Below are 24,153 nucleotides of genomic sequence, written 5' to 3' on the forward strand. Positions count from 1 at the left end.
TTTTGAGAAAATATACCATGAATAATACTGATAATCATAACTTTAATGTTGCCTTAGTTAATGAAAACAAAGGATTAGCAAAAACAATTGAAGTCTCAGATGAAGAATATATACTAGATATGGCAGAAATTCAAGGAATAAAACATCCTTATTCTTGCCGTGCAGCCTCTTGTTTTGACTGTTTAGCTAGAGTTGTAGAAGGAACAGTTGAACAAACAGAAAAAGCAATTTCTTTCCTCAGACCGGATGAACTTGATGCTGGATATATTTTACTTTGTGCTGCCTCACCTAAGTCACATTGTAAGATTATTACTCATCAAGCTGAGGAATATTTAGACTAGATTTGTTGTCATTATTATCATAAAATTGATTAGAATTTTAAGACTATGGAACCTCAAGTAGATAATCAAGAATTAGAAAATCAAGAAACAGAAAATAATCTGCCTGAAATGTTAGATATTATTTCAGGTGTTGGGTTGGTTGGTGGGATAGTTGGTTCTCTCTTAAATAATATGGCGTTTGCTACTATTCCTCTGTCGTTATCTGTGGCTTTGCAAATGGCTAACCGTAGACAAATGACGGTAAAAATGGCTCAAGTTCAACGAGCAAACACCGTTCAATTAAGTCAAAAAATTACTCAGAAAAATACTGTTCTATCACAACAAGTGGAACAAGTTAAACATCTGTTTAATGATCAGTTAATTCAGCAACAAAAAGATTATCAAATCCAATTTGTTAAGTTTTCAGATGGACTAGAAGAATCTAAGGCATTAATTGCTGATTTAGCACAGGAAAATCAACAACTTAATCAAGTTTTTACTTCTTTAGACTCACAACAAAAAGAAATTGAAGGTATTGTTAAAGAGTTACTGCAGATTCAAACCTTTTCCCAAGATCTTCCTCGTCATCCTGATAGCCCAGAAATTTACTATAAACGGGGTTTAAGTTATCAAAAATTAGGAAATAAAAAAGGAGCTATTGAAAATTATACAGAAGCTCTACATTTTGATTCTACTTATGCTCAAGCTTATCATAACCGAGGCATTCTCTTAGCTGAATTAGGTCAAAGAAGACAAGCAGTAGAAGATTTACGTCTAGCGGCAAAATATTATTTTGAAAAAGGGGACATAACAAGTTATGAAAAAGCTCGTAATCTCGGTAAAGAATTCTATCAAATAAGTGACAAAATAGAGGAAAATGAATCACTCTTAATAGAAGAAGGTGAAACTCAAGAAACTTTAGCTGTGGGTCATCTTTTCTCTCCTGATGCTGATAAGGAGGAAAGACCGACTATGCTGGGTTAGAATTTAATCAATTTAAAAAATATAGGGGTCAACGGCCGTTGACCCCTACAAAGATTGAAAATTGATTTGGGTTTGTTGGGTTTTGTTCCTCAACTGATGGCCACTCTAAACATTAAGGTAGTAGCTGCTCTAAGCTATAAGGGCATTGCTTAGGTAAGCTGATTTCATATTCAGCTTCGACAATTTCGACGGCATCTTGATAAATTTCTGAAAACTGTTTGTCGAGCTTTGGCTTCATACTTGGAGCTAATTTGCGTTTTAGATTTTTCTTAAAAGCAATAACCTCAGACTTCCACTTGTTACGACATTCAGGCAAAGGAACGTAATCAATCTTTAAACGATGTTCAATTTGTCTCATTAATAAGCTGACTACGGCGTTATATTCACTACGTCCCAAGGCTTCGATCTCTTCAATAATATTATCCCAGTCCAAACCCTCTAAATGTTTTAATTCCTGATGGGTGTTAACAAGCTCTCGTAAGGCTTGAGCCTGTTCTATTGTCCATTGGTGGTAATCTTTCTCGTAAGCCAATTCTATTATTGTCTGACTCATCGCTTAAACTCCTTAAATGAAAAAGATTGGGTCTATTCTAATGCCAACCTACAATATTTTAAAGTCTTATTTAATAGCTAAAATTTCTAGGCGTTTTAACATAGCTTTACGTGCTTCATAGGCTAAAGTATCATCTAAAGGAGTCAGATTGATTTCTGTTTGATATTTTTCTTCTAAAGCTTTCTTAATTAACCAATCTGCCAAAAAGGGATTTTTAGGTAAGAGAGGGCCATGGGAATAAGTGGCGATCGCATGATGATAAAATGCTCCTTCATAACCGTCTTCCCCATTATTACCATAGCCTTTGATAACCCGTCCCAGAGGTTGAACCGTACCTAAATAAGTTCTACCCCCATGATTTTCAAACCCGATGACGATGGGGGGTTCTCCCAGTTGTTGTTTTAGGTCATCAGCAATGGGTGAAGCAGTCAGTTCAAAGACCACATTACCGATACAACGGGGTGCATTTGGCCCAGGATGTTTACTTACGAGATCAAGTAATCCTAACCCTTCAATACGTTGTCCTAACGCGGGTTCGTAATAATGACCCAGGAGTTGAGGAGAACCACAAGTAAAGACTCCGGGGGTTCCTTGATCAAGTTTTTGGCGTAATGCGTCTGCTTTTGCTCCTTTTAGGTCCCGCATGACAATTTCTTGTTGACGATCTTGGGCCCCACCGCCGACAATGAGATCAACTGTAGAAAAGATAGAATCTTCGGTTTGTTGATCTAGGGGGATAATAGTAACAGGAATATCCCGCCATTGACAACGGCGTTGTACACAGATGACATTACCGCGATCGCCATAGGTACTCATGAGATTAGGATAAAGCCAACCAATCCTTAATTCTGGGGTTTGGGACATAAAAATTATCGTAAACGTGCTGATTGAAATAATAATAGACTTCCTGCGCCTAATCCCAAGAGATTAGGCATCCAAGCTCCTAAAAAGGGGGTTAATATGCCCCAAATACCGAGAGAACTTGTGACAAAGGAGAGGAGATAATAACTAAAAATTAACCCGACACAAATGCCGAAACTGGTAGCTTTGTTGGTGTTTTGAGGTCTAACCCCTACAGCGGCCCCGACTAACCCAAAGACTAAACAAACAAAGGGTAGAGCATACTTTTCTTGGATACGTACTTGTACTTTACGCACTCTTTGTTCATTGCCGCTTAACTTCATAGCTTTTAAGTATTCTTTCGTCTCACTAAGACTCATTTCTGTGAAGTTTTGACGGCGATTGGCTAAATCTAGGGGAATACGAGGTAGAGCTAATTGTTGATGTTCAAAGCGTACAATATTACGATAGGAACCATCAGGAGCAATTAAATAGATAGTACCATTGAAAAAATCCCAGGTATTCGTAGAAATATTCCAGGTAGCTGAATCTGAGGTAACAATTTGATTAACCCCTTCTTGGGTACGATCAAGAATAGTTAATCCTGCCATTTTTTCCCCATCGAATTCTTCGGCATAAAAAAGACGAGTTAAGACGCTTTCTTGTTGGCCATCAGGTTGATCGATGGTTCGATATTCAGGATAAACAATATTACGTTCTTTAAATGTGGGACGCTCTTTACTAACTGCTTTTTCTAGGGTAACTGCTGCTTCGTGAGTGGCAGCAGGAGCGACCCAATCATTGACAATAAAAGCTGCTCCACTGACAATTAAACTAAAGAGAATAGAAGGGATGACTAAGCGATAAACACTGACTCCTAGACTCCGCATGGCGATTAATTCACTATCACTTGATAGACGACTATAAGCCATCAAAGCTGAGAGTAACATGGCCATGGGAAAAGCCAGAACAATAAACCCTGGCATCTTTAATAAGAGAATTTTTAGAGCAACGGTTAATAATAAACCAGATTCAGTGACACGACGTACTAAATCAAATAAAGTCCCGATGGAAATTCCTAATGAGGTAAAAATCCCCATACCAAAACAGAAAGGGAGTAAAAGTTCCCAAAAAAGATAACGATCCATGACTGAAAAGCCAGGGAGTCGTAAACTCATTTTAAATGCTTTAACTTGGGCCGTATTCATGGGGATTTATGGTTAAAATTGGAAATTTTCTCCCAAATAGTATTTACGGACTAAGGGATTAGTATAAAGTTCTTCAGCACTACCGGCCGCGAGAATTTGGCCGTCACGCATAATATAAGCTCTATTGGTAATCGCTAGGGTTTCGCGTACGTTATGATCTGTGATGAGAATGCCCATCTGACGTTCCCGTAATTGAGCGATGAGGGTCTGAATTTCTGAAACAGCAATGGGGTCAACTCCGGCAAAGGGTTCATCGAGTAACAGAAATTGCGGCCCATCTAACCCGACAGCTAAGGCCCTTGCTAGTTCAGTACGTCGTCGTTCACCTCCAGAAACTTGAGAACCTTGGGTATTAGCAACTTTTTCTAGACTAAACTCTCTAAGTAGTTGAGATAAACGTCTAGTGCGTTCCCGAAACGGAACAGACGTTTGTTCTAGGGCTAATTGGATATTCTCTTGAACGCTCAAGTAGCGAAAAATGCTGGCTTGTTGCGTCATATAACCAATTCCTAAGCGGGCCCGTTTATTCAAAGGTAAACTGGTAATATCCCGTTGATGAAGCCAAACTCGACCAATATTTGGTTTAACTAAACCTGTGGCAATATAAAATGTCGTGGTTTTGCCCGCACCATTGGGGCCGAGAAGTCCCACAATTTCGCCAGGGGCCACTTGTAGGTTAACGCGATTAACGATTGTTCGTTTGCCGTAAGATTTATGGATGTTTTCTAGAACCAGTGTCATTTCAGTTATCAGTTATCAGTTATCAGTTATCAGTTACTACCGCAAACGAGTCGTTAGCTTGAAGCAACGAATAAATTTATTTCTATCCTCTTGCTCATAGGAGGCTTGAAACCTCTTTTTTTGGTCATTATTAAGTTGGGAGTTGAAGGAGTAAAGCGTCAAGGCTAAAATGTGTTTATCTTAGGGGAATAAGTCCATCTGATGGTATTAGAGGGGGAGGAGAGGTAACAGAAGCGGGTTCAGGGGGTGTTTCCTCAGCTTCAGTGACAAGATAGATAGATTCTACCTGTTGTTTGGTGTCTGGGGTAGCAATAAATCGTCCTTCATCGATTAAATAGGTCATACTTTCTGCTCGCATACTATTGCCTTGTTGCAAGACGTAAACATTGCCTGTGAGAACCAGACGGCGTTCTCGACTAAAATATTGAGCTTGAACGGCTGTTCCTTGAAGTTGACGGGAAGGATAGAAGATTTGCACGTTCCCTCTTGCTGTTACCACTCCGGTTTCTGAGTTGGCTTCTTGAATATCAGAACGGACGGTTAAGGGGCTGTTAGGGGGCTGGGTTTGGGCTTGGACTGTTTTGACATCCCCGTTGAGGGGAACTGCCCCTAAGATGAGGGCTAAGGTAAAGCCCAGAGCGGTTAAAGAACCTTTTACCATAGAGACTGGAACAGAAAACATGATTGATCCTATGAGCTAACGATTCAAAATTATTCTATTGTTAGTTTACTCAATCCTTTCCCAATCGACAGGTTTAGTGGTAACTTTCTTTTACGAAAGACGTTCATAGGGTTGGTTTGTTGCTGATTTGTAAATTATTGGTGAGACTTTCCGGGTCTATAAATTATAAGTACAACCCTTATTTACAGACCTTATGTCTGAGCCTATAGAAACTAAGTCCGCCTTCGCAGACTAAATTCTAGGTTGCGTAGGCAACCTTTGTTTTTCTAGCTTAACTCTTTAGAGTTAAAATCCATCAATCAAAATAAAAATTCCTAAGCTAATTAAAACAAACGGGGTGATAATACGGCCATATTTTAGGAAAATTTTCGCAATAATTTGATGGCTAACAAGCCAATAAGCTAAAAAACACCATACCCCAACCAAAAAATAAAAAATCAGCAAAATAATAGTTAAATCTAATAGGTTTTTCTGAGAAAATAAGGAAAGATAAATACTGATGTTATCCCCTCCATTGGCAATGGTTACTGAGGCCACATACAAAACTGTAGAATTTAAGTATCTACGAAAATATCTTATCCAAGAATTAGATTTCTGTTCACCATTAAAGACAGGTTGAGTTAATTTAATTTTGATGTCATCATTATTATCTTCTTGATTAAATAAACTTTTTATGCCAATAATTAGAGGAACTAATCCTAAAAAACCAATCCACTCTTTAGGAATCATTAATCCACCTAAAAATCCAGGCAGACTGGCTAAAATGATAATGGTAAATCCCAGATATTGACCAATAACAATAGAATAAACTTGTGATTTATGCTCTTTTTGAGAGAAAAATAGAGTTAAAATTAAAAGATCATCTAAATTAGTCGCAATAAAACTAAAAATTCCCGTTAAAACGATAGAGAGAAAAGTTGTCATTATTTGACTAATCCCAATTTAAATGCACAACAGCTTATTAATTGATTATTGAATTTAATTGTTATTGTTACTGTCAAACAAATTAGCAAAGTTAAAAAATCCAGTTAAAGCTCCAAAAGGACTAAAAATAGTAGTCAAAGTATCTGAAGCAACCGTTAATAAATTACGGTTAACCAGGACAACATCATTATTTTTCAGCATAGGATTGTCATTTTCAGCAATCCCTTGAGCAAAGTCAATATCAATATCTTGTTTAGTGACTGTCCCGTTAAAATTAAGACGAATTAATTCAACTGTACCTTGAGCGGCCCGTCGTTGATCAAAGCCACCGGCCGCTAAAATTGCTTGGTTTAAGGGAGTATTTGGGGGAACCTCTACTGTCCCTGGCCGTCTCACCTCCCCCACGACCTGGACACGGATCGTAGGTGGAGAAAAACTAGCTGTGGCTAAAGATTGTGCTTCATCTGAGGGCAAATCTTTAGCTAAAGGAATGGTAATAGTATCTCCTTGTTGTAGAATTACGTCTTCTTCAAGATTTCCTGTTTCTAATAAGTTCCACAAGTCCACAGGAATGATCTGTTGAGAACCATCACGGTTAAAGCGACGAATCTCTACTTGACGAATATCCGCTAAGGGTTTAATACCTCCAGCTTGTTGAACCGCTAAAGTCAGTCTAGGGGGTTGTCTGCGGGTGGTATTCCCTGTAGTCCCTGCATTCCCTGTATTACTTTGGGGAATCACTCGATAAGAACCAGGACGGTTCACTTCTCCGACAATAGCTACAGTGATTTCTTGATTAGCAGAAATGCCAAAATTAGCATCTGATAGTAACCGAGTTTGGGCAACATCAATAGTAGCTTGAGTGGCAATAAAAATACTGTCACCGTCTCGTAGGGTAATATCTTGGGTTAGATTGCCTTCTTTGAGCAATTTCCATAAATTGAGGTTTAATATCAGGGTTTCTCCTTTAAACTGACGACGAATTTGTACGCGGTTGAGATCTGCGACGGTTGTAAGTCCCCCTGCTTGTTGAATTAGTTGGGTGACACTGGGAAATTTTTGTCCTTCCGCAACTGAAAGTAGATAACTCCCTGGACTATTTATTTCTCCTGCAATTCCTATTCTTAGGGGACGGGGTGCCGTTAAACTAACGGTAACGATAGGACGTTTGACATATTGGGCGTACTGTTTGCTGAGAATATCTGTTAGTTGAGTAATGCTTAATCCTTCAACCCTTATGTTCCCTAAAATGGGTAAGGCTAAGGTTCCATCCACTAATACTTGGTAATCTCCCCCATATTCTTGTACTGGAGAAACAGTGACTTTAATGCGATCGCCGGCCCCTAAAGTATATTCGGTTTCGGTTAGTAACTCTGAGGGTTGAGATGGTAAGGGTTTGAAGGGGGGTACGTCTTCTAAGGGCCGTACTGATGTCTGAGCCAGTATCGGGAGGGAAACTAAGGGGGAAGTCAGTATCCATCCCATCCCCACTAGGGACAGAACAATTCTTTGGGACAAATTATAAGGCATAACATTAACACTCACACCAGATCAATCGTTTAATGACTCGCTTGATTATAACGACTCAGACAAGGAAATTAGGGCGATTGCACGAACTAAGTGTTTTTCCCAAGATAACGTAAAACTAGAATTGTAATGTCGTCTGACTGAGGAACTGAATGGGAAAAGTCAAAGACGGCTTTTTGTAAGGAGTTAACCACTTCTTGGGCGGTTATTTCTTGTTTAAGGGTATTCAAAATTTCCCCAGTTTTCTCTGTGGAAAAAAAACATCTTTCTTGATCTTCTGCTTCCGTTACTCCATCGGTATATAAAACTAGAGTGTCCCCCATTTCTAAGTTTAATTCGGCGGCTTTATATTCAGCGTCTTCATAGATACCTAGTAACATTCCGTTGGGAACATTAAGTAACTCAAAATCATTCCCTTTTCTGGCAAAAAAAGGCTTATTATGTCCCCCATTCACATAAGTTAGTTTACCGCTACTGACATCGAAAATTCCGACAAACATTGTGACAAACATACAATCATCATTACTCTCACATAAATGACGATTAATTGATTCTATAATTGTTCCCAGAGGATTAATTCTTGAAACACTAATTCGTAATAAAGTAATGACTCGGATCATAAATAATGCGGCCGGAATTCCTTTTCCTGAAACGTCACCAACCGCAATACAAATATGTTTTTCATCTAAAGCAAAGGCATCAAAAAAATCTCCTCCTACTTCTTTTGCTGGGGTGATAGCTGCTGCCACATCTGCTTGAGTATGGTTAGGAAATAACAGCATATCATGGGGAAGAATATTAGTTTGAATTTTACTGGCTGCAGCTAATTCTTTTTGTAAATGCTCATATTCTAAATGTTTTTGTAAGTTTTTTAGAGTAATTTCATCCCGTTTTCTCATTCGGTTTGATAACCCTTGTAATAAATTTTTTAGTACCCCTGGAAGACAAAATAATTCTCCCCAAAAAACTTGTTCATGTATGGCTAATAATTGACAATCTTCGGCAGCTACTACATAGGCTGATACTGGCTTATTTTCAATAATTGACATTTCTCCTATATATTCTCCTGGGATAATTTTAAACCCCATTTCTCGGTTAAATTTTGCATCTCCAGAATCAGTTAAATATACTCGTAAATGTCCTGATAATAATAAATATAAATATTGATTTTCTTCCCCTGGACTCATCAAAATTTCTCCCACTGTCAAATTTCTTAATTGACATTTTGAGAGTAAGAGTCTAATTAATTCTGGTTCAACTCCTAAAAAAAGCTCAAATTGGCTAATAAATTCACAATCGAGAGATTCGGCAGAAATTAGATTTTTTGACTCTGCCTTATTGTTATTATTTTCTCTTATTTTCTGGTTAATAATGTTGCTTTCTGTCTTAAAGTTATAGTTCTCCATTTTTTTAACCAGAGTTTTTTTGATTGAATGAATTATTCTGCCTTGATTTGTTCTTGGGGTAAGTCGTAAATTACGACATCTAATCTATTTTTATCGTTTTTTCTACGATAGTGGCATTCATCACTATAACTACGAATTAAATGTATTCCCAGTCCTCCAATTTTAACGTCTTCTAGGTTATTCGTAAACTCAAATTCAGGTCTTTCTAAGGGATTAAATGGTATGCCCTCATCTTCTACTCTTAGGGTTATTCTACCATGACGATATTGTAATTTAATTTTGATTAAGTGTATTGGCTCATCATCATAAGCATTCTCAATAATATTGGTAACTGTCTCTGTTAAAATTAAGTCAATCCTAAAAGCAGTTTGTGGCGATATTTTTAAGTCCTCAGATAATTCATTTAACCAGTCAGTCAGCTTTTCTAATTCTTCAAGTTGATTGCTCAAACTGATTTCATAAGTGTTATAATCAACTACTGAATTTTGGTGCAAGTCTATAATTAACATATTCATTAGTTACTTTATTTCTATTGTTAGTCAGAGATGGCTGTTTTTAAAGCGATACAAGCTGTTTCATAATCATTGTATATCTCAATGAGTTGATCAATTCCTGAAGTTTTTAGGACTTCTTCTACCATCGGTTGAGGATTAAGAATTACCATTTTTCCTCCTATTTTCACTAACTTTTTAGCATTTGACAAAAGAAATCTTATGCCAATTGATGCTAAAAAATTAACCTCGGATATATCAACTAAAACAGGACTTTTTGAACTTTCAACCTGAGTCTTAAAAGGTTCTTCAATTTCATTCGTTCCTTTAAAATCTAGTCGTCCGCACAGTTTAACCTGTTTAATGCCATTATCAAGATCATTCAATTCGAGCTTCATGGTTTATCTCCTGGTTTATCCTTTATACTATATTTGATTACAAAATAACCTATTTTCAGCCTTTAGGCAGTGATCACAATCACAGTTATGATCGTTCAGGTGTATGATAAAAAAACAAAGGTTTCCTCATCTGTTAGGCTCGAAATGGACAGCTAAACAAACAACCTGGGGATGGCGACATTTTCAAGTAATAAACCGTAAAAATCAAGGACAATGGGTCTTTGCTGAAATGGTAGCATCTTGTGATCCCCAGGTGCGTTTTTGGATAAATGCTCAACAATTCAAAGATCGTTCTCTTTGGCAACCCGGATGGCAAACTTTAGATGAAATGGATCAACGTGATGAAGAACTTGACATTTTTTAAGTTAACTATCTTCTAGTTTTTTTTGCAGTCTTTTTAAGGTTTGATACATCTCAGGTAAACGTTTATAAATTGCTGAAACTTTTAAATATAATTTATTAGGAACAGCAGGGCTACTAGAAACAATTTCTCCGGCAGCTACATCACTGGGAATTCCTGTCTGAGCAGTGGCAATCACTCCATCTCCAATTTTAGCTTGATTGGCAATGCCTACTTGTCCAGCCAAAATGACCCGTTTTCCTAATTTTACCCCACCAGCTAACCCAACTTGTGATGCCATGACACAATTTTCTCCGATTTGGCAACCGTGAGCAATATGTACTAAGTTGTCTAGTTTTGTATTCCTGCCGATGCGGGTTGTTCCTACGGCAGGGCGATCAACGGCACTATTACAGCCGATTTCTACTCCTTCTTCTAGGATGACATGGCCTGATTGTTCCATCTTAAACCAACCTTCTGGTGTCGGAACAAAGCCAAACCCTTCTGCACCAATGACTGCACCACTATGAATCACACAGTTAGGCCCGATTTGTGTCCGTTCGTGAATGGTACAATTAGCGTGGAGTAAAGTGCGATCGCCAATGGTTACGTTTGGATAGATGACGACGTTGCCATGAAGACAAGCGCGATCGCCAATGGTAACACCAGGATAAATCACTACATGGGGGCCAATAGACACATCTTGACCGATTTTAGCGGTCGGGTCAATAACTGCAGTGGCATGAATACCTGGGGTAGGCTTAAAAGGTTGATAGAATAAGTTAATCGCCTGAGCGAAGGTTAAACGGGGTTCTGGGGTGCTTATCCAAGCAAGTCCTTTTTGGGTTGCTTCTATTTGCAAGTCTTCGTCACGGGGCAAAATTAGGGCATCGGCGGCGGTTTTTGTGACCATAGGCGCGAATTTTGATCCTTCAATATAGCTTAACTGTCCGGCGATGGCTTCGTCAATGGCGGCGATTCCGATAATATCTGGGTTGCGATCGCTGTTAGTGGTTAAGCTAGAATTAGTGACTAATGGACTGAGTTTTTCTACAATTTCACTGAATTTCATTGTCAATATTTTTTTAAGACTGAGTTAATTTTAATAGGACTTATACGAAGATGGTTAAATAGGTTGGAGATATACACAGATGGGTTCCGATGCGTTGGGAAGGCATGCTACATTTAGAGATATAGAGGATGCATTGGGAACGCATCCTACGTTTAGCTTTTCTGTTCCTTTAAAAATTTCTCAACTGTCTGATTAAATGGGTTTGGTTCTACTAAAAAAGCCCAATGATTTCCTGGTACTTCTTGTATTTGTAATTGTTTTAAATATGTTTTATAAGGTTTGAGTTGCCATTCGGTTCTATTAAGTCCTTTTTGGGGTTTAATAAAGAGAGTGGGAATGTTTATAGGTTGAGTTAATCCGGCACATTTCATGACATCATCAAAAATTTCATTGCGGGCTTGTACGACAAATTTACTTACCCATTTTTTGTTAGATTTCTGTCTCATTCCTTGTTGAAAAACTTCCTGTTGTAAGGGACTCCATCCCTGATATTGTTTTAATGTTTTGGCTAGGATTTCTGCTTGTTCATAACTGTTAAATGGCCCCATTGCTTTGAGGAAAGGTAATACTTTATATAAAATAGGAAATGTAATTTTAAATATTGAGGGCATTTTATCAATAAAGAACGGATCTATAAGAATTAAATTTTTAAATTTATCGGGATTTTGCGTTGCCCAAATTGTGGCTAATTTAGCTGACCAAGAGTGAGATATAATATGAGCATAATTCCAACCTAAATGATTCATTAATGCTTCTAAATCTGTAATATAATCGGAGAATTTGTAACCTATTTCTGGTTTACTACTTTCTCCATGTCCCCGTAAATCTGGGGCAATAATATGATAATTAGGGGCTAAATATTCTGCTAAATTTGACCAAACTAAGCCATGATCCGCTAATCCATGTAATAGTAAGAGGGGTTCTTGTCCTTGATTCCACTCCAAATAGGATAATTTAATTGTTGATAATTCTAATGTTTTACGATTAACCATATTAGTTACTTAATAATCAACTAAATTTGTATTTTATCCCATTACACCCCTCTCAATAGTGACTAATCTTTAAAAACTTATTAGCTTTTTTATAAAAATTGCATTCAATAATAATTTATAATTATTGAATGCCATCTCGTCTTCACCAATATTTAGCTATTTATTTCATCATTTTTTTTGATTGAGTAAGTTTGCGTTTAAATTGTGTTCCAAAAGCTACTGCCGTTACTGCACCTAAAATTGTTAAAGGTTCAGGAACTCCTTGAGGTGGTAGTACTGGGTTAGGTTTACCATCCTTACTTATAAAAATAAAACGATCATTAAGCGGAAAACCTAAAATTCCTCTTTTCTCTGCCTGTCCATTTCCATTTTGATCTGTTATTAAATCAGTAAAAATATCACTTCTATCCTCATATCCATTTAGATTACTAGGTTTTCCTGGTTTAGAACCTATAAAAATACTATATTTAGTATTAGGTTCTAATCCCATAACTGAAATACTAGTCTTTACGCTTCCACTAGTAACTTTTATACTTGCAGCGTAAGCAGATGTACTCGAAATCAATAAAGAACTTATGGCAAAAATGCCTAATTGTCTTAATTTCATAATTTATGTTTCTATTTTGAACATATCAAACGCAATTTAATGTAACAGAAATTGATCAATCAGTCAAGTCAAACTCAACCCAATCTACACAATACAGTCTACTAATGGTTTAAACAAAGGAATTAATTCAGACCGACTAACGGCTAAACAAGGAAGGGAATAAGTCGCATAATTACGACCTATTTCTAAAGGAAAAATTGCTTCATCTTTTAAGGAAATTAATGAGCCTCCTGCTGCTTGAAGAATCACCCAAACTGCAGCAATATCCCAAATTTTAGGAGTCGCTTCCACACCCCCTAAAGCTGCGCCAGAAGACACTAATAAAATGTTATAACTGGCGATACCAAGCATCCTAATTTTACAGGGAAAAGGTTGTCTAAGAATTTTAATACTACGAGCGCATAAATTAAACAAATGACTCTTACTAGGAGTATCAGAACTGGTGTGAATAGGTTCTCCATTCAGATAAGCACCTATAGGGCCAGTTAACCCACTTTTTCCATACCAATAACCATAAAAAGATTGTTGTACTTGAGGTAAATAAACAAACCCAAATACGGGTATTCCTTGATAAAGTAGTCCGAAAGAAATAGCCCAAAGAGGAATACCTCGCGTAAAATTTGTCGTTCCATCAATAGGATCAATAACCCAACACCAGTCAGTATTAGGGAAAATATGGGCGGTTTCTTCAGTTAATACCCCATGTTCAGGAAATTTAGCCGCGATCGCTTCTCTAATAGCTTGATCGGCCCAGCGATCAGCTTGAGTTACCAAGGAACCATCTTCTTTAAGGGTTGGAGACAATTTTCCCACATCCGCCATGAGTTGATGACTGATCTTCTGGGTGGTTATCTGACAAAAGGTTAGGATTTCGTACCAAAAATGTTCCATGTATTTTTTATTAACCGATATAAGTAGGTAAACAAAATTAATTACACAAAATTTGTAGGGGCGGGTTTTGTAGGGGCGGGTTTTTTACATAAATCAATGATTCTCACAAAAAATTTCAATAAACCCGCCCTCTATTACTCAACCATTACGACTATATCAAAACCCGCGCCTTGACTGTGCAATTAATTTTGCGCACGGTACTTATATGATGAATTATTGACAAAAGTGTTATGCTGGGAGGCAATATCAATTTAGTTAAGTCTACCCTATCCTTTGAATTGGGGTGGTATTAAGCCAAACCTCACTATTCATAGGCGTTTTACTCATAATATCCAGGCTATAATTATAAAAGCCTAAATCAAGATGCTATCAAGTACCACTGATAAAAACATCATTATCCGCAATTATTTGATCCTTATTCTCACCGTTATGGTTTTGGGGGCCGGTTTAACAGATATGTTTAAATCTCCTGACAGAATGGGACAACAGGATCGTCTACATAACTATGGCCGCTATATTAGTGTTGGATTAGTTAATCAAGCGCGAAAAATCGGTCGTTAGTAGCAAAATCAACATCAACCCTTATTTTTCTGACTCTCTAGCCTTATTAGGGGGTATTTTGGCTATGAAAAAGCAGTTAATTAAGGATTGGGACTATCTGATCGTATTTCTCGCACTAGACTAGCACGAAATATCAGGGTAAATTTTCGATTGAACTCTCTTTTTAAGAGGTCTTCCACTAAACTAACTTGAGTGGGAGTGATCGGACTATCAGTATTTTCTCGAACTGTTAACAAGACAATGGGAGGTTGACGACTCCAAGGGAAGGAAGGCCATTGAACCTCAAAACCGACTAATTCTGCTTGTTTTCCCAAGGTAATGGTTTCATTCTGTAGAATTTGTTTGATTCTAGCTGATAATTGTTTTTGTTGGATCAAATTACCAAAGCTGAAAAATAAGGGTAAGGTAAGCATTCCTGTCATCAGCAAAAATCCGACTAAAGCTTTGCTGGTTTGACGAGACTCAAGAGAATAGCCTCCTAAAACAAAGACAATGAGACAGGATAAGGTAATGCCTAAAAAATTGGTCATATAGAGCAAAAATGCCCCATTACCATAGCCCCAAGCCCCCTGAGACCAAGAAATTCCTACTACACATAAGGGGGGCATTAAAGCCACAGCAATAGCTGTACCTGCCACAGCATCGCTTAGCTTAGGTCTAATTTTAGCAAAACCACTAATTGTACCCGCAGCCATCGCTACCCCTAAATCTGCTAAATTTGGTTGAGTACGGGCTAAAATTTCTGGGCCAAAAGAACCGGCCGGAAGGTTAAATAATCTGCCCACTAACCCAGAGATAATGATAGCTACTACCGTTCCAATAGCCAAGGTAATTAAGCTACTTTTGACTAATCTTTTATCTGTATCTAACACACCTAATGCTAGTCCCCGTAAAGGTAGCATGAGGGGGGCGACAATCATAGCACCAATGATAACAGCAGCACTATTAGTGAGCAATCCCAAGGTGGCAATGAGACAAGCACTGATATTTAACACCAGAAAATTAGTATCAAGGGTAGACTCTTCTGATAGTTCTTTTTGTAACTTTTGACGGGTTTCTGGGGGAACTTTAGGTATTGTACTATTGATCCAATTTTGCATGGCTAAAAGAGAAAGCCCCTAGTTAAGTAGCAGATATTTATTCTTTAGCATAGCTTTGACTGACTGAGTAAATAATAGTATAACAAAAAAAATCATAAAAATATCTCTGATCTACCTAGTTTTGCTTATATAGTTTTGTTAATCTGGATAACCCTAATCAATGATATATCAGATAATGATCAATACTGGTAATATTTACTGTTTTCAAGCAGATTATAAAGCTTCTACTAACTTCGATGAACACTCTATTCCTGACTGGTTATCTCTTGAGATAAACTGGCAAGGTTATTGTATTTCAACAGTCCCTTGGGTGGCAGATGTTGCTCGTGTTTTAGGTATTTTACAAAATAACTCCTGTAAAAAACCTGCCCCTACGGAAACCCGCCCCTACGATTCATCAATAATAGCATCCCGATCAAGGAGTAATAAAGTGCGTAATTGATCTGTATCTAATTCAGTTAACCATTGTTCTCCTGAATCAACAGTTTGTTCTGCTAATTGTTTCTTACTTTCTAACATATCATGAATTCTTTCTTCTAAAGTTCCTGTACAAACAAATTTATGTACTTGAACATTGCGAGTTTGTCCTAAACGAAAAGCGCGATCAGTTGCTTGATTTTCTACCGCAGGATTCCACCATCTATCAATATGAAAAACATGGTTCGCACGGGTTAAATTTAATCCTGTTCCCCCTGCTTTTAAGGAAAGAATAAAAATACGGGGGCCATTAGGATCATTTTGAAACCTATCAATCATTTCTTGTCTTTGTTCTCGACGAGTTCCCCCATATAAAAATAGAACATCTTGAGCAAATTTTTTCTGTAAATAAGGCTGCATAAGTTTGCCCCACTCGGAAAATTGGGTAAAAATTAAAGCGTGATCGCCTTCTTCTAATACTTCTTCTAACATTTCTTCTAGTCTGAGAAATTTACCAGAACGTTGGGCAGAATTTAAGGTTTTTTCCTTTAAAAATTGGGACGGATGGTTACAAAGTTGCTTTAGTTTTAACAAAAGAGTAAGAATAAGTCCTCGTCGTTGAATTCCTTCGCTTTCTTCAATTTGTTGTAAGGAATGATCCACTAATTCTTGATATAATTTACCCTGTTCTGCTGATAAACCACAAAAGACATTCATCTCTTGTTTTTCGGGTAAATCTTGAATAATATCTTTGTCAGTTTTTAAACGTCTTAGAATAAAAGGACGTACCAAAGATCTTAAAATTTGTAAAGAATCTCGATCTCCATATTTTTCTATTGGGGTGGCAAAACGACGTTGAAAAAATTGCTTTGTTCCTAAAAATTCTGGATTGAGAAAATCTAAAATTGACCATAATTCTGATAAGCGATTTTCTACAGGGGTTCCGGTTAAAGCAACTCGAAATCCTGTGTTTAATTGTCGCACAGCTTGAGACTGTTTCGCTTGGGAATTTTTAATGTTTTGTGCCTCATCTAAAACAATACCTTGCCATTGAATTTCTTGCAAAGTTTTTAGATCTCGATAGACTAAAGAATAACTGGTAATTACTAAATCTTTTTTATTAATTTCTTTAATAAATGCTTTACCTTTAGCTCTTTTTTCTCCATGATGAATGAAAGTTGATAGACTTGGTGCAAACTTTTTAACCTCTCTTTCCCAATTATTTAAAACCGAGGTAGGACAAATTATTAAAGTCGGTTTTGTTAACATTTCTTCTTCTTTTAATGTAAGAAGAAATCCGATCATTTGAGGAGTTTTTCCTAACCCCATATCATCCGCAAGACAAGCACCTAATCCCCATTTCTCTAAGAATGCTAACCAGCCGACTCCTCTCTGTTGATAAGGTCGTAATTCTCCTTGAAAATTAGCTATATGGGTAATAGGTTGAATCGATTGATTATTACTTAAATTATTAATTAATTCTTCTAAAACTCCTGAAGTTTTAAAATTAACAACAGGAAGTTTTTCAATGATTTGATTATCCCCCATACTCAAGCGTAAAGCATCTTCTACTGATAGTATAATGGGGTCATAAGACTTAGCTAAAATTTTCTGTGCTGCCTTAACATCACTCGGTTGTAAAGCGATCCATTCCCCATTTATTTCCACTATAGGTGAGCGTTGTTCTAATAATTTTTCAAACTCTTTTTGAGATATTTCTTGCTCACCTATAGCTACTTTTAATTGATAATTTAGTAAACTTTTTAAACTGAGTCTTTCTCCTTTTTTTGCCTCTAGTTTAGCTTCAATACTAACCCCTAGTCGCTTCTCCTCTACTCCCTTAGCTAAACTAGACGGTAAAATAACCCCTAAACCATTGTCCTCTAAAATACTACCAATTGATCTAATAAATTCATAAACTTGAATCGGATTTAATTCACAATAAGTCGGACAACTTTTTTCTAAACTTTCTGCTATCATAAAATAAAGACGAGAAGCTAATCCTAAGCCTTTTAATAAGATTTCTTGACCATTATTTAAAGTTCGTCCTTTCCAGAATAATTGTTCAATGGGATTTTGCCAAATCGTTTCAGCTTCTACTAAAAAATCTGACTCATCTAAGGCTTGTAAATAATACTTTAGTTTCCAGTTATCCTTGCCTGTATTTTTTTCTTGTTCTGTGGGTGGTTGTAACTGAAAGCAAACCCTAAATTGATTAATTCCTAAGTTTTTCTTATCAGGAGTGATAATATATTCTTGTATAGATAAACTCCAATTTTTTAAGGCATTATCCAGTCGTTTTATTTCTGTTTCTGACGCAGTAAAATTAGAAGATATTTTTGTTAATGATTGTAACCAATTTTGAATTAATGAGGTTTGGGTTATACTGTTTTTTGCACCTGATAAAGATCTAATTTTCCCGTCAAGGATGTATTCAAGAAAATCAAGGATTAATTGTTGTTTTTCTAAAAAAGATGTCTCTTGATCAAACTTAAATTTATCAATTTGCTGATAAGCGATACAAGCTGTTGGCATTAGTTGAATAAATTTAGCAAATCGAGCTTGATCTAGGGTACTATCTAATAAAGGATACCATTTACTTTGATAGGTTTTATTCTCTAAACTCCTGATCCCTGGTAAAAATTTATTGCGTGTAATTAAATCTAGACTCCATCGATAAATATGAGTCCAAAATCTTATATCTTCTCCTAAATAACTGTCAGTATTATCTGATAAAACTAGCGGTAATTTTGTTAATAATTGAATGGTTTCACTCGCAGAAATACAAAAACCTTCTACCTGCCAATCTTGTAAAAAATATGAATCTTTTAGATTAGTTGTATGTTCTGGATTAAATTGAGACGATAATAACGGAATATTAATTTTTTGCTTTGATATAGTTTGACTAGGTAAAGTTATAATTTCAGTTTGCCAAGAAGAAAATTTATTGACAGTTAAATATAACTTTTTAGACTGTAAATACTCAATTAATTCAGATTGATTTAAAGTAAAGGGATGAGAATAAATTAAAGAATCTAATGGTGAATAATCAGATAAATTACGCCAAGCTTCTGCCCAAATAAAAAAGTAACTATGTTGAGATTTTTTGAGCCAACTTCCGTGTAGTATTGCCATAAATAATTGATAATTTATAATTGATAATGGACAATGGACAATTGATAATTATTCAATGTCCATTCCTTGGCAAATTTTAGGATCACAATTGTCGTTTAAGAGACTCTAAAGAAGCCCAACGACCATCCATTACGGTTTGAGTCTCATTAGAAATAACAGTGGGTTGTTGACAATTCTTACCACATAATCGTCTTAATGGCATGGCTAGAGACAATTGTTCATAAAGCCAGGTATCAACTTCAAAATGTCCATCAACAGAAAGAGACTCTGATAAATCTTCCCAGGCAATTTCTCGCTCTTGAGGAATATTTTGCGGCAAATCGGTATTTTTGTCTAGCCAGATAATTTCAGAAGTCTGGAGAGGGAGACGTTGATTATACTGTTGCAGACAGCGATCGCAAGTCAACGTAATAATGGTTTCCGCTTTGACAATAATCTCCAAAAAGGTTCCACCGTGTCTAATACTCATTTTCCCACGAAGGGGAGTTAAAGTATCTAAACCAGAGATAAAGTCATCTAGTGTTAGGGTTTGGGTTCTATTGGTTGTTTGCAGTAAATGGGGAATGTAAATAGCTTGCATGAGATCACGCCTCCTATCCGTGGCTATTGGGGCTAAACTTATTGTAACAAGAGTATTACCCAGATTTTTTCTGATTTTAAATGCGTATAGGCTTAGCTGCATTTACCCTCAATTCGCGTTATCTTGTACGTTGAAAGTTTTAACACAAAGTACAACCCCAATGGGTACAATTCAAACATTACCAGGAACAAGAGATATTCTGCCAGAAGAAATTGGTTACTGGCAATATGTAGAAACTATTACCGGCCAAATACTCGGTCGGGCCATGTATCAAGAGATTCGTCCCCCCATTTTTGAGCAAACTTCCCTCTTTGAACGGGGTATTGGGGAAGGAACCGACGTAGTTGGTAAAGAAATGTATACTTTTAGTGATCGCGGATCTCGTTCTGTTACCTTACGTCCTGAAGGAACCGCAGGAGTAGTTCGCGCTTTCTTACAAAATAGTCTTTATGCTTCCGGTGGAGTCCAACGACTGTGGTATACAGGGCCTATGTTTCGCTATGAACGACCTCAAGCGGGTCGTCAAAGACAATTTCATCAAATTGGGCTAGAATTAATCGGTAGTGCTGATCCTAGAGCCGATGTAGAAGTCATTGCCTTAGCTACAGATATCCTCAAAACCTTAGGGTTGCAAAGTCTCACCTTAAATCTAAATTCAGTTGGCGATCGCAGTGATCGACAAGAATACCGTGAGGCCTTAGTTAATTACTTTTTACCATACAAAGACCAATTAGATCCCGACTCACAAGATCGTCTAGAACGCAACCCCTTACGCATCTTAGATAGTAAAAATCAGCGTACCCAAGAAATTAACGCTAATGCCCCCAATATCCTGGAATACTTGGGAGAAAAATCTCGAAAACACTTTGACCAAGTACAACAACTGTTAACCGATTTAGGCATTGATTATCAACTAAATCCTGCCTTAGTTCGGGGTTTAGACTATTATACCCATACCGCCTTTGAAATTCAATCAGAAGATTTAGGGGCCCAAGCAACCGTATGTGGCGGCGGACGCTATGATGGACTAATCAGCGAATTAGGTGGCCCAGATACTCCAGCCGTTGGTTGGGCCATTGGGTTAGAACGGCTAATTATTCTCTTAAAACAACAGCAAACTGTGCCTAATATGTGCTGTGATCTGTATATAGTTTCCAAGGGAGAAGCAGCAGAAGCACAGGCCTTAGTTTTAGCCCAAAAATTGCGTCATGAAGGGTTAACCGTTGAATTAGACCTAAGTGGGAGTGCTTTTGGCAAACAGTTTAAACGGGCTGATCGTAGCGGGGCAATCGGTTGTTTAGTATTAGGAGATACAGAAGCAGCCACTCAGACTGTGCAAGTCAAGTGGATGGCCACCAAAGAACAACAAGAACTATCTCAAACAGAGTTACTTCGCCAAGTCGGGGAACTCAAAGCCCAAATTGAGCGACATAAAGCAACAACGGGTCACTCTACACATGAACCATGATGAAAGCCTGGGAATTTATGCTGCAAAAAGAGGGCGATCGCCTCTGGTATCCCCTCACCTCCTCCACTTGTGAACTCGAAGCGGGAAAATATCGCATTATGGCTCGATCTAATCGAGTTAACAGTGATATTGAGGTTCGTTTCACCCATAGACCTATTATAACAGAAGAAGTTCTCCATCAGAATCAGTATAATCGTCATATTAATGCACAAGGGTTAGTTATGATTCTTCCCTTTACTGAATTTAATGGGGGAAGTTCTTGGGAACTTCGCTGTTGTGGGGATGTCATGTCCGAATTTTTAGGAGATACTTGGCAAGAAAGTCTCATCCTTAATATTTTAGAGACACCAGTTCAAATAAAAAATGAGCAACCGGAGGATAAACCCCAAGAAGTTTCTGTATCTATAGCTGATTCTTCTAATCCTCAAGCTCAATATTATTTGGAAAAATTAAAACAATTATTACGAGAACAAATTGAACCAAAATTAACTAAAACTAATGAGTGTTTAGAAGTTTCTTTAGATCAAAAAGAAGAAGATAAAATCTGTTTTATTAATCTAAAATTAGAGAAAACTAAGTTAACTAGAGATAAAGGACAACCCCTTACAGTATCAGGTAGAATTGAAGCGACCGATACTCAAGCTGACTTAGCATTAACAGGGAAAATTTGTTATCAATTGAAACATCCCGAAACCGAAGAAATTGTTTTGACTGTAGAGGCTGTATTATATGATGAAAAACTCCCTTATTATTTTGAACAAATTTTAATGATTTCTGAGGAAAAAGAAGCAGAAAATTTATCAGGAGAAGTTCGATTAGAGGCAATGACAGGAGTAGTAATTAATCAAGATAGTTTCACTCTTAATACCAATGAATACAATTCAGTTAATTATACAATTGAATTATTGAGTACAGAAGATAAGACTTCTTATATATTTGATATTGAACTACCACAAAAAGTCACCGCTTTTCCTGCTACAATAGAATTGCCAAAACCGAGTAAAATTAGACAACCATTAGTATCTTCCTTCGCTTCATCTAGACAAGTTCTACCCCCTAAATTAAAGCCAGGTAAAACCGATGTTAATCAAGATAAAAAAAGTCTGAAATTACCACAAATTTATTATGAACAAATGTCATCTTTTTAGTTAAACTGGCTCTCCCGACATCTTGGTATAAAATGTATAATAAGCTACAATACTTAAGATGATGGGTTACGACGCGCCTTAAAAGTTATGCGTTTTTCATCAAAATCATAGCAGTGTCTAACCCATCCTAGGAATTATAAGCTTTACTTATCACCACAGGTACGGGAGAGGCATATTTTCAAGGTTAGACACTTGTTGCGATCCCCATTAATATGAATTAAAATGGTAAAAAATAAGATTAATGTAAATCAAGCTCGGAATCTCGATTAATAAGGATACAATAGGGAAGGCTGTATGTTTGGCAGCTTTGACAGGAGGTACAAGATGACTACATTGACTTTAAGTCGTCAAGATATTTCAAGGATGACTGCCCAAGATGTAGCTAATCTAGCCGGACGCTTAGAACAGGATGATTATATCAATCCATTTGAAGCCCTGCAAGATTGGCACATCTTACGGGCCATCGCCTTTCAACGAGAAGAATTAGCTGAACCCTATCTTTATTTGCTCGATATCGAAGCTTACGACGAAGCATAATCTATGCTTAACCAACAAAACATCCTCATAGGCATGGGTGGCGGTATCGCTGCTTATAAGGTCTGTGAGGTTATTTCTTCCTTATTTCAGCAAGGGGTAAATGTCCGGGTCATTCTCACCAACACGGCACAACAGTTTATCACTCCTTTAACGGTTTCTACCCTCAGTCGTCATCAAGCTTATACGGATGCTGATTTTTGGCAACCTATCCACTCCCGTCCCCTACACATAGAATTAGGAGAATGGGCGAATTTGTTCTTAATTGCCCCATTAACGGCTAATACCTTGGGAAAATTAACCTCTGGTTTAGCTGACAATCTCTTAACTAACACGGTTTTAGCCTCTAATTGTCCGATTTTGCTTGCTCCCGCCATGAATACGGATATGTGGGAACAACCAACGGTACAGCGTAATTGGCAGCAATTACAGGAATATTCTCGATATCATACCATTGGGCCAGGGGCCGGTTTATTAGCTTGCGATCGCGTGGGATCAGGGCGTATGGCGGAACCTTCAGAAATCATCACTAAACTCCAGTCATTATTATATACCAAAGGTCAACAAGATTTCCAGGGAAAACGGATTTTAATTAGTGCTGGAGGGACAAGAGAATATCTTGATCCGGTGCGATTTATTGGCAACCCTGCTACGGGAAAAATGGGTTTAGCTTTGGCACAAGCAAGCCGCGATCGCGGGGCAGTGGTTACGTTAATTCATGGTCCCATTGCCTCAGAATTACTGCCTACTCCTTCTAATTATAGACGAATTCCGGTTGTAAGTGCAGGGCAAATGGAAAAGGAAATGCTCACTCATTTTTCTGAGGCTGATATAATTATTATGTCGGCGGCGGTTGCTGATGTTAAACCCGCTCAATATTCGCAAGTCAAATTACCAAAAAATACCTTACCAAAATCTTTAGAATTAGAGAGTGTTTCTGATATTATTGCTCAATTAGGAAAAATTAAAGAACCTCATCAATGTTTAATTGGATTTGCGGCACAAACGGGAGATATTGTGACTCCTGCTATAGATAAATTAAAACGTAAACAATTAGATATTATTGTAGCAAATCCGGTTGATCAAAATAATGCAGGGTTTGGGAGTGATAATAATCAAGCCATATTTATTCATGCTAAGGGACAACAAAAAAAGATAGATTCTTGTAGTAAATTGGAATTAGCTCATCAGTTATTAGATTTTGTGGCTAAAATAAGATGATATTTTAAACTTT

The 24,153-nt window shown here is 37.2% G+C and carries 25 protein-coding genes and 1 pseudogene; 9 read left to right on the top strand and 17 right to left on the bottom strand.

The window, feature by feature from the left end:
* Positions 1-17: 17 nt before the first annotated feature.
* Together AsFPU1_RS18955 and AsFPU1_RS18960 are read left to right on the top strand one after the other, a co-directional pair.
* Positions 18-341: a 2Fe-2S iron-sulfur cluster-binding protein gene (locus tag AsFPU1_RS18955; protein ID WP_124972737.1), complete on the top strand. Its 324-nt coding sequence runs from the start codon at positions 18-20 to the stop codon at positions 339-341.
* A gap of 45 nt (positions 342-386) precedes the next feature.
* The gene (locus AsFPU1_RS18960; RefSeq protein ID WP_124972739.1) at positions 387-1,304 is read left to right on the top strand and encodes a tetratricopeptide repeat protein; all 918 of its coding nucleotides are present in this window, start codon (positions 387-389) and stop codon (positions 1,302-1,304) included.
* A gap of 112 nt (positions 1,305-1,416) precedes the next feature.
* On the opposite strand, the gene AsFPU1_RS18965 is transcribed toward AsFPU1_RS18960, so the two are convergent.
* From AsFPU1_RS18965 to AsFPU1_RS19010, 10 genes are all read right to left on the bottom strand, one after another.
* Entirely contained in the window at positions 1,417-1,857 is a 441-nt protein-coding gene (locus tag AsFPU1_RS18965; protein WP_124972741.1) for a DUF29 domain-containing protein, read from the bottom strand.
* Positions 1,858-1,923: 66 nt separating this feature from the next.
* The gene (locus AsFPU1_RS18970) at positions 1,924-2,721 is read right to left on the bottom strand and encodes a type 1 glutamine amidotransferase (protein WP_124972743.1); all 798 of its coding nucleotides are present in this window, start codon (positions 2,719-2,721) and stop codon (positions 1,924-1,926) included.
* Between the two features lie 5 nt (positions 2,722-2,726).
* The gene (locus tag AsFPU1_RS18975; RefSeq protein ID WP_124972746.1) at positions 2,727-3,905 is read right to left on the bottom strand and encodes an LptF/LptG family permease; all 1,179 of its coding nucleotides are present in this window, start codon (positions 3,903-3,905) and stop codon (positions 2,727-2,729) included.
* 12 nt (positions 3,906-3,917) lie between these two features.
* Positions 3,918-4,646, bottom strand: coding sequence for an LPS export ABC transporter ATP-binding protein (gene lptB / locus AsFPU1_RS18980; RefSeq protein WP_124972748.1), 729 nt, complete (start codon positions 4,644-4,646; stop codon positions 3,918-3,920).
* Positions 4,647-4,821: 175 nt separating this feature from the next.
* A complete protein-coding gene (locus tag AsFPU1_RS18985) occupies positions 4,822-5,328 on the bottom strand; it encodes an LptA/OstA family protein (protein ID WP_124972750.1) in 507 nt (168 codons plus the stop codon).
* Between the two features lie 285 nt (positions 5,329-5,613).
* A complete protein-coding gene (locus tag AsFPU1_RS18990; protein ID WP_124972752.1) occupies positions 5,614-6,252 on the bottom strand; it encodes a cadmium resistance transporter in 639 nt (212 codons plus the stop codon).
* Positions 6,253-6,306: 54 nt separating this feature from the next.
* Positions 6,307-7,782 carry an SLBB domain-containing protein gene (locus AsFPU1_RS18995; protein ID WP_124972754.1) on the bottom strand — a complete coding sequence of 492 codons (1,476 nt, stop codon included), beginning with the start codon at positions 7,780-7,782 and terminating at the stop codon, positions 6,307-6,309.
* 86 nt (positions 7,783-7,868) lie between these two features.
* Positions 7,869-9,185: a SpoIIE family protein phosphatase gene (locus tag AsFPU1_RS19000; protein ID WP_124972756.1), complete on the bottom strand. Its 1,317-nt coding sequence runs from the start codon at positions 9,183-9,185 to the stop codon at positions 7,869-7,871.
* Positions 9,186-9,217: 32 nt separating this feature from the next.
* Positions 9,218-9,700, bottom strand: a complete 483-nt coding sequence (locus tag AsFPU1_RS19005) for an ATP-binding protein (RefSeq protein ID WP_124972758.1) — start codon at positions 9,698-9,700, stop codon at positions 9,218-9,220.
* A gap of 20 nt (positions 9,701-9,720) precedes the next feature.
* Positions 9,721-10,074, bottom strand: a complete 354-nt coding sequence (locus AsFPU1_RS19010) for an STAS domain-containing protein (RefSeq protein ID WP_124972760.1) — start codon at positions 10,072-10,074, stop codon at positions 9,721-9,723.
* A gap of 103 nt (positions 10,075-10,177) precedes the next feature.
* On the opposite strand from AsFPU1_RS19010, the gene AsFPU1_RS19015 reads away from it, so the two are divergent.
* Positions 10,178-10,438: a TIGR02450 family Trp-rich protein gene (locus tag AsFPU1_RS19015; RefSeq protein WP_124972762.1), complete on the top strand. Its 261-nt coding sequence runs from the start codon at positions 10,178-10,180 to the stop codon at positions 10,436-10,438.
* A 1-nt stretch (position 10,439) separates the two neighbouring features.
* On the opposite strand, the gene lpxD is transcribed toward AsFPU1_RS19015, so the two are convergent.
* The 4 genes and pseudogenes from lpxD to AsFPU1_RS19035 form a co-directional block, all read right to left on the bottom strand.
* Positions 10,440-11,486, bottom strand: a complete 1,047-nt coding sequence (gene lpxD, locus AsFPU1_RS19020) for a UDP-3-O-(3-hydroxymyristoyl)glucosamine N-acyltransferase (protein ID WP_124972764.1) — start codon at positions 11,484-11,486, stop codon at positions 10,440-10,442.
* Positions 11,487-11,638: 152 nt separating this feature from the next.
* On the bottom strand, positions 11,639-12,478 hold the full coding sequence (locus AsFPU1_RS19025) for an alpha/beta fold hydrolase (RefSeq protein ID WP_124972766.1): 840 nt from the start codon (positions 12,476-12,478) through the stop codon (positions 11,639-11,641).
* A 160-nt stretch (positions 12,479-12,638) separates the two neighbouring features.
* Positions 12,639-12,740: pseudogene (locus AsFPU1_RS23470) on the bottom strand (PEP-CTERM sorting domain-containing protein); the annotation flags it as partial.
* A 429-nt stretch (positions 12,741-13,169) separates the two neighbouring features.
* Complete coding sequence (locus tag AsFPU1_RS19035; RefSeq protein WP_124972768.1) at positions 13,170-13,976, bottom strand: inositol monophosphatase family protein; 807 nt, start codon at positions 13,974-13,976, stop codon at positions 13,170-13,172.
* Between the two features lie 363 nt (positions 13,977-14,339).
* Between AsFPU1_RS19035 and AsFPU1_RS19040 the strand changes: the two genes are divergently transcribed.
* Positions 14,340-14,537 (top strand): hypothetical protein, encoded by a 198-nt coding sequence (locus AsFPU1_RS19040; RefSeq protein WP_124972770.1) that lies wholly within the window; start codon positions 14,340-14,342, stop codon positions 14,535-14,537.
* Between the two features lie 80 nt (positions 14,538-14,617).
* On the opposite strand, the gene AsFPU1_RS19045 is transcribed toward AsFPU1_RS19040, so the two are convergent.
* A complete protein-coding gene (locus AsFPU1_RS19045) occupies positions 14,618-15,637 on the bottom strand; it encodes a DUF389 domain-containing protein (RefSeq protein WP_124972772.1) in 1,020 nt (339 codons plus the stop codon).
* Positions 15,638-15,812: 175 nt separating this feature from the next.
* Between AsFPU1_RS19045 and AsFPU1_RS19050 the strand changes: the two genes are divergently transcribed.
* Positions 15,813-16,079, top strand: coding sequence for a hypothetical protein (locus AsFPU1_RS19050; protein WP_368665960.1), 267 nt, complete (start codon positions 15,813-15,815; stop codon positions 16,077-16,079).
* Here AsFPU1_RS19050 and AsFPU1_RS19055 read toward each other — a convergent pair.
* Both AsFPU1_RS19055 and AsFPU1_RS19060 read right to left on the bottom strand, forming a co-directional pair.
* Positions 16,025-19,189, bottom strand: a complete 3,165-nt coding sequence (locus AsFPU1_RS19055) for a sll1366 family intein-prone helicase (RefSeq protein ID WP_124972776.1) — start codon at positions 19,187-19,189, stop codon at positions 16,025-16,027. The two genes, AsFPU1_RS19050 and AsFPU1_RS19055, sit on opposite strands and share 55 nt — an antisense overlap.
* Before the next feature lie 82 nt (positions 19,190-19,271).
* Complete coding sequence (locus AsFPU1_RS19060; protein WP_124972778.1) at positions 19,272-19,769, bottom strand: YceD family protein; 498 nt, start codon at positions 19,767-19,769, stop codon at positions 19,272-19,274.
* Between the two features lie 160 nt (positions 19,770-19,929).
* On the opposite strand from AsFPU1_RS19060, the gene hisS reads away from it, so the two are divergent.
* The 4 genes from hisS to coaBC all read left to right on the top strand — a co-directional run bounded on the left by hisS (position 19,930) and on the right by coaBC (position 24,140).
* Positions 19,930-21,237, top strand: coding sequence for a histidine--tRNA ligase (gene hisS / locus AsFPU1_RS19065; protein WP_124972780.1), 1,308 nt, complete (start codon positions 19,930-19,932; stop codon positions 21,235-21,237).
* Positions 21,234-22,385: a hypothetical protein gene (locus tag AsFPU1_RS19070; protein ID WP_124972782.1), complete on the top strand. Its 1,152-nt coding sequence runs from the start codon at positions 21,234-21,236 to the stop codon at positions 22,383-22,385. The genes hisS and AsFPU1_RS19070 overlap by 4 nt, the downstream gene beginning before the upstream one ends.
* Before the next feature lie 324 nt (positions 22,386-22,709).
* Positions 22,710-22,922, top strand: coding sequence for a protein IsiD (isiD, locus tag AsFPU1_RS19075; RefSeq protein ID WP_124972784.1), 213 nt, complete (start codon positions 22,710-22,712; stop codon positions 22,920-22,922).
* A gap of 3 nt (positions 22,923-22,925) precedes the next feature.
* The gene (gene coaBC / locus AsFPU1_RS19080; RefSeq protein WP_124972786.1) at positions 22,926-24,140 is read left to right on the top strand and encodes a bifunctional phosphopantothenoylcysteine decarboxylase/phosphopantothenate--cysteine ligase CoaBC; all 1,215 of its coding nucleotides are present in this window, start codon (positions 22,926-22,928) and stop codon (positions 24,138-24,140) included.
* The last annotated feature ends 13 nt before the right edge of the window (positions 24,141-24,153 follow it).

The organism is Aphanothece sacrum FPU1, assembly GCF_003864295.1.
GTDB classification, from domain to species: domain Bacteria; phylum Cyanobacteriota; class Cyanobacteriia; order Cyanobacteriales; family Microcystaceae; genus Aphanothece_B; species Aphanothece_B sacrum.

What these genes read in the sequence shown, in the direction of transcription:
- AsFPU1_RS18955 (WP_124972737.1), top strand. Translation starts at nt 18, where the DNA reads ATGAATAATACTGATAATCATAACTTTAATGTTGCCTTAGTTAATGAA.
- AsFPU1_RS18960 (WP_124972739.1), top strand. Translation starts at nt 387, where the DNA reads ATGGAACCTCAAGTAGATAATCAAGAATTAGAAAATCAAGAAACAGAA.
- AsFPU1_RS18965 (WP_124972741.1), bottom strand. Translation starts at nt 1,857, where the DNA reads ATGAGTCAGACAATAATAGAATTGGCTTACGAGAAAGATTACCACCAA.
- AsFPU1_RS18970 (WP_124972743.1), bottom strand. Translation starts at nt 2,721, where the DNA reads ATGTCCCAAACCCCAGAATTAAGGATTGGTTGGCTTTATCCTAATCTC.
- AsFPU1_RS18975 (WP_124972746.1), bottom strand. Translation starts at nt 3,905, where the DNA reads ATGAATACGGCCCAAGTTAAAGCATTTAAAATGAGTTTACGACTCCCT.
- lptB (WP_124972748.1), bottom strand. Translation starts at nt 4,646, where the DNA reads ATGACACTGGTTCTAGAAAACATCCATAAATCTTACGGCAAACGAACA.
- AsFPU1_RS18985 (WP_124972750.1), bottom strand. Translation starts at nt 5,328, where the DNA reads ATGTTTTCTGTTCCAGTCTCTATGGTAAAAGGTTCTTTAACCGCTCTG.
- AsFPU1_RS18990 (WP_124972752.1), bottom strand. Translation starts at nt 6,252, where the DNA reads ATGACAACTTTTCTCTCTATCGTTTTAACGGGAATTTTTAGTTTTATT.
- AsFPU1_RS18995 (WP_124972754.1), bottom strand. Translation starts at nt 7,782, where the DNA reads ATGCCTTATAATTTGTCCCAAAGAATTGTTCTGTCCCTAGTGGGGATG.
- AsFPU1_RS19000 (WP_124972756.1), bottom strand. Translation starts at nt 9,185, where the DNA reads ATGGAGAACTATAACTTTAAGACAGAAAGCAACATTATTAACCAGAAA.
- AsFPU1_RS19005 (WP_124972758.1), bottom strand. Translation starts at nt 9,700, where the DNA reads ATGAATATGTTAATTATAGACTTGCACCAAAATTCAGTAGTTGATTAT.
- AsFPU1_RS19010 (WP_124972760.1), bottom strand. Translation starts at nt 10,074, where the DNA reads ATGAAGCTCGAATTGAATGATCTTGATAATGGCATTAAACAGGTTAAA.
- AsFPU1_RS19015 (WP_124972762.1), top strand. Translation starts at nt 10,178, where the DNA reads ATGATAAAAAAACAAAGGTTTCCTCATCTGTTAGGCTCGAAATGGACA.
- lpxD (WP_124972764.1), bottom strand. Translation starts at nt 11,486, where the DNA reads ATGAAATTCAGTGAAATTGTAGAAAAACTCAGTCCATTAGTCACTAAT.
- AsFPU1_RS19025 (WP_124972766.1), bottom strand. Translation starts at nt 12,478, where the DNA reads ATGGTTAATCGTAAAACATTAGAATTATCAACAATTAAATTATCCTAT.
- AsFPU1_RS19035 (WP_124972768.1), bottom strand. Translation starts at nt 13,976, where the DNA reads ATGGAACATTTTTGGTACGAAATCCTAACCTTTTGTCAGATAACCACC.
- AsFPU1_RS19040 (WP_124972770.1), top strand. Translation starts at nt 14,340, where the DNA reads ATGCTATCAAGTACCACTGATAAAAACATCATTATCCGCAATTATTTG.
- AsFPU1_RS19045 (WP_124972772.1), bottom strand. Translation starts at nt 15,637, where the DNA reads ATGCAAAATTGGATCAATAGTACAATACCTAAAGTTCCCCCAGAAACC.
- AsFPU1_RS19050 (WP_368665960.1), top strand. Translation starts at nt 15,813, where the DNA reads ATGATCAATACTGGTAATATTTACTGTTTTCAAGCAGATTATAAAGCT.
- AsFPU1_RS19055 (WP_124972776.1), bottom strand. Translation starts at nt 19,189, where the DNA reads ATGGCAATACTACACGGAAGTTGGCTCAAAAAATCTCAACATAGTTAC.
- AsFPU1_RS19060 (WP_124972778.1), bottom strand. Translation starts at nt 19,769, where the DNA reads ATGCAAGCTATTTACATTCCCCATTTACTGCAAACAACCAATAGAACC.
- hisS (WP_124972780.1), top strand. Translation starts at nt 19,930, where the DNA reads ATGGGTACAATTCAAACATTACCAGGAACAAGAGATATTCTGCCAGAA.
- AsFPU1_RS19070 (WP_124972782.1), top strand. Translation starts at nt 21,234, where the DNA reads ATGATGAAAGCCTGGGAATTTATGCTGCAAAAAGAGGGCGATCGCCTC.
- isiD (WP_124972784.1), top strand. Translation starts at nt 22,710, where the DNA reads ATGACTACATTGACTTTAAGTCGTCAAGATATTTCAAGGATGACTGCC.
- coaBC (WP_124972786.1), top strand. Translation starts at nt 22,926, where the DNA reads ATGCTTAACCAACAAAACATCCTCATAGGCATGGGTGGCGGTATCGCT.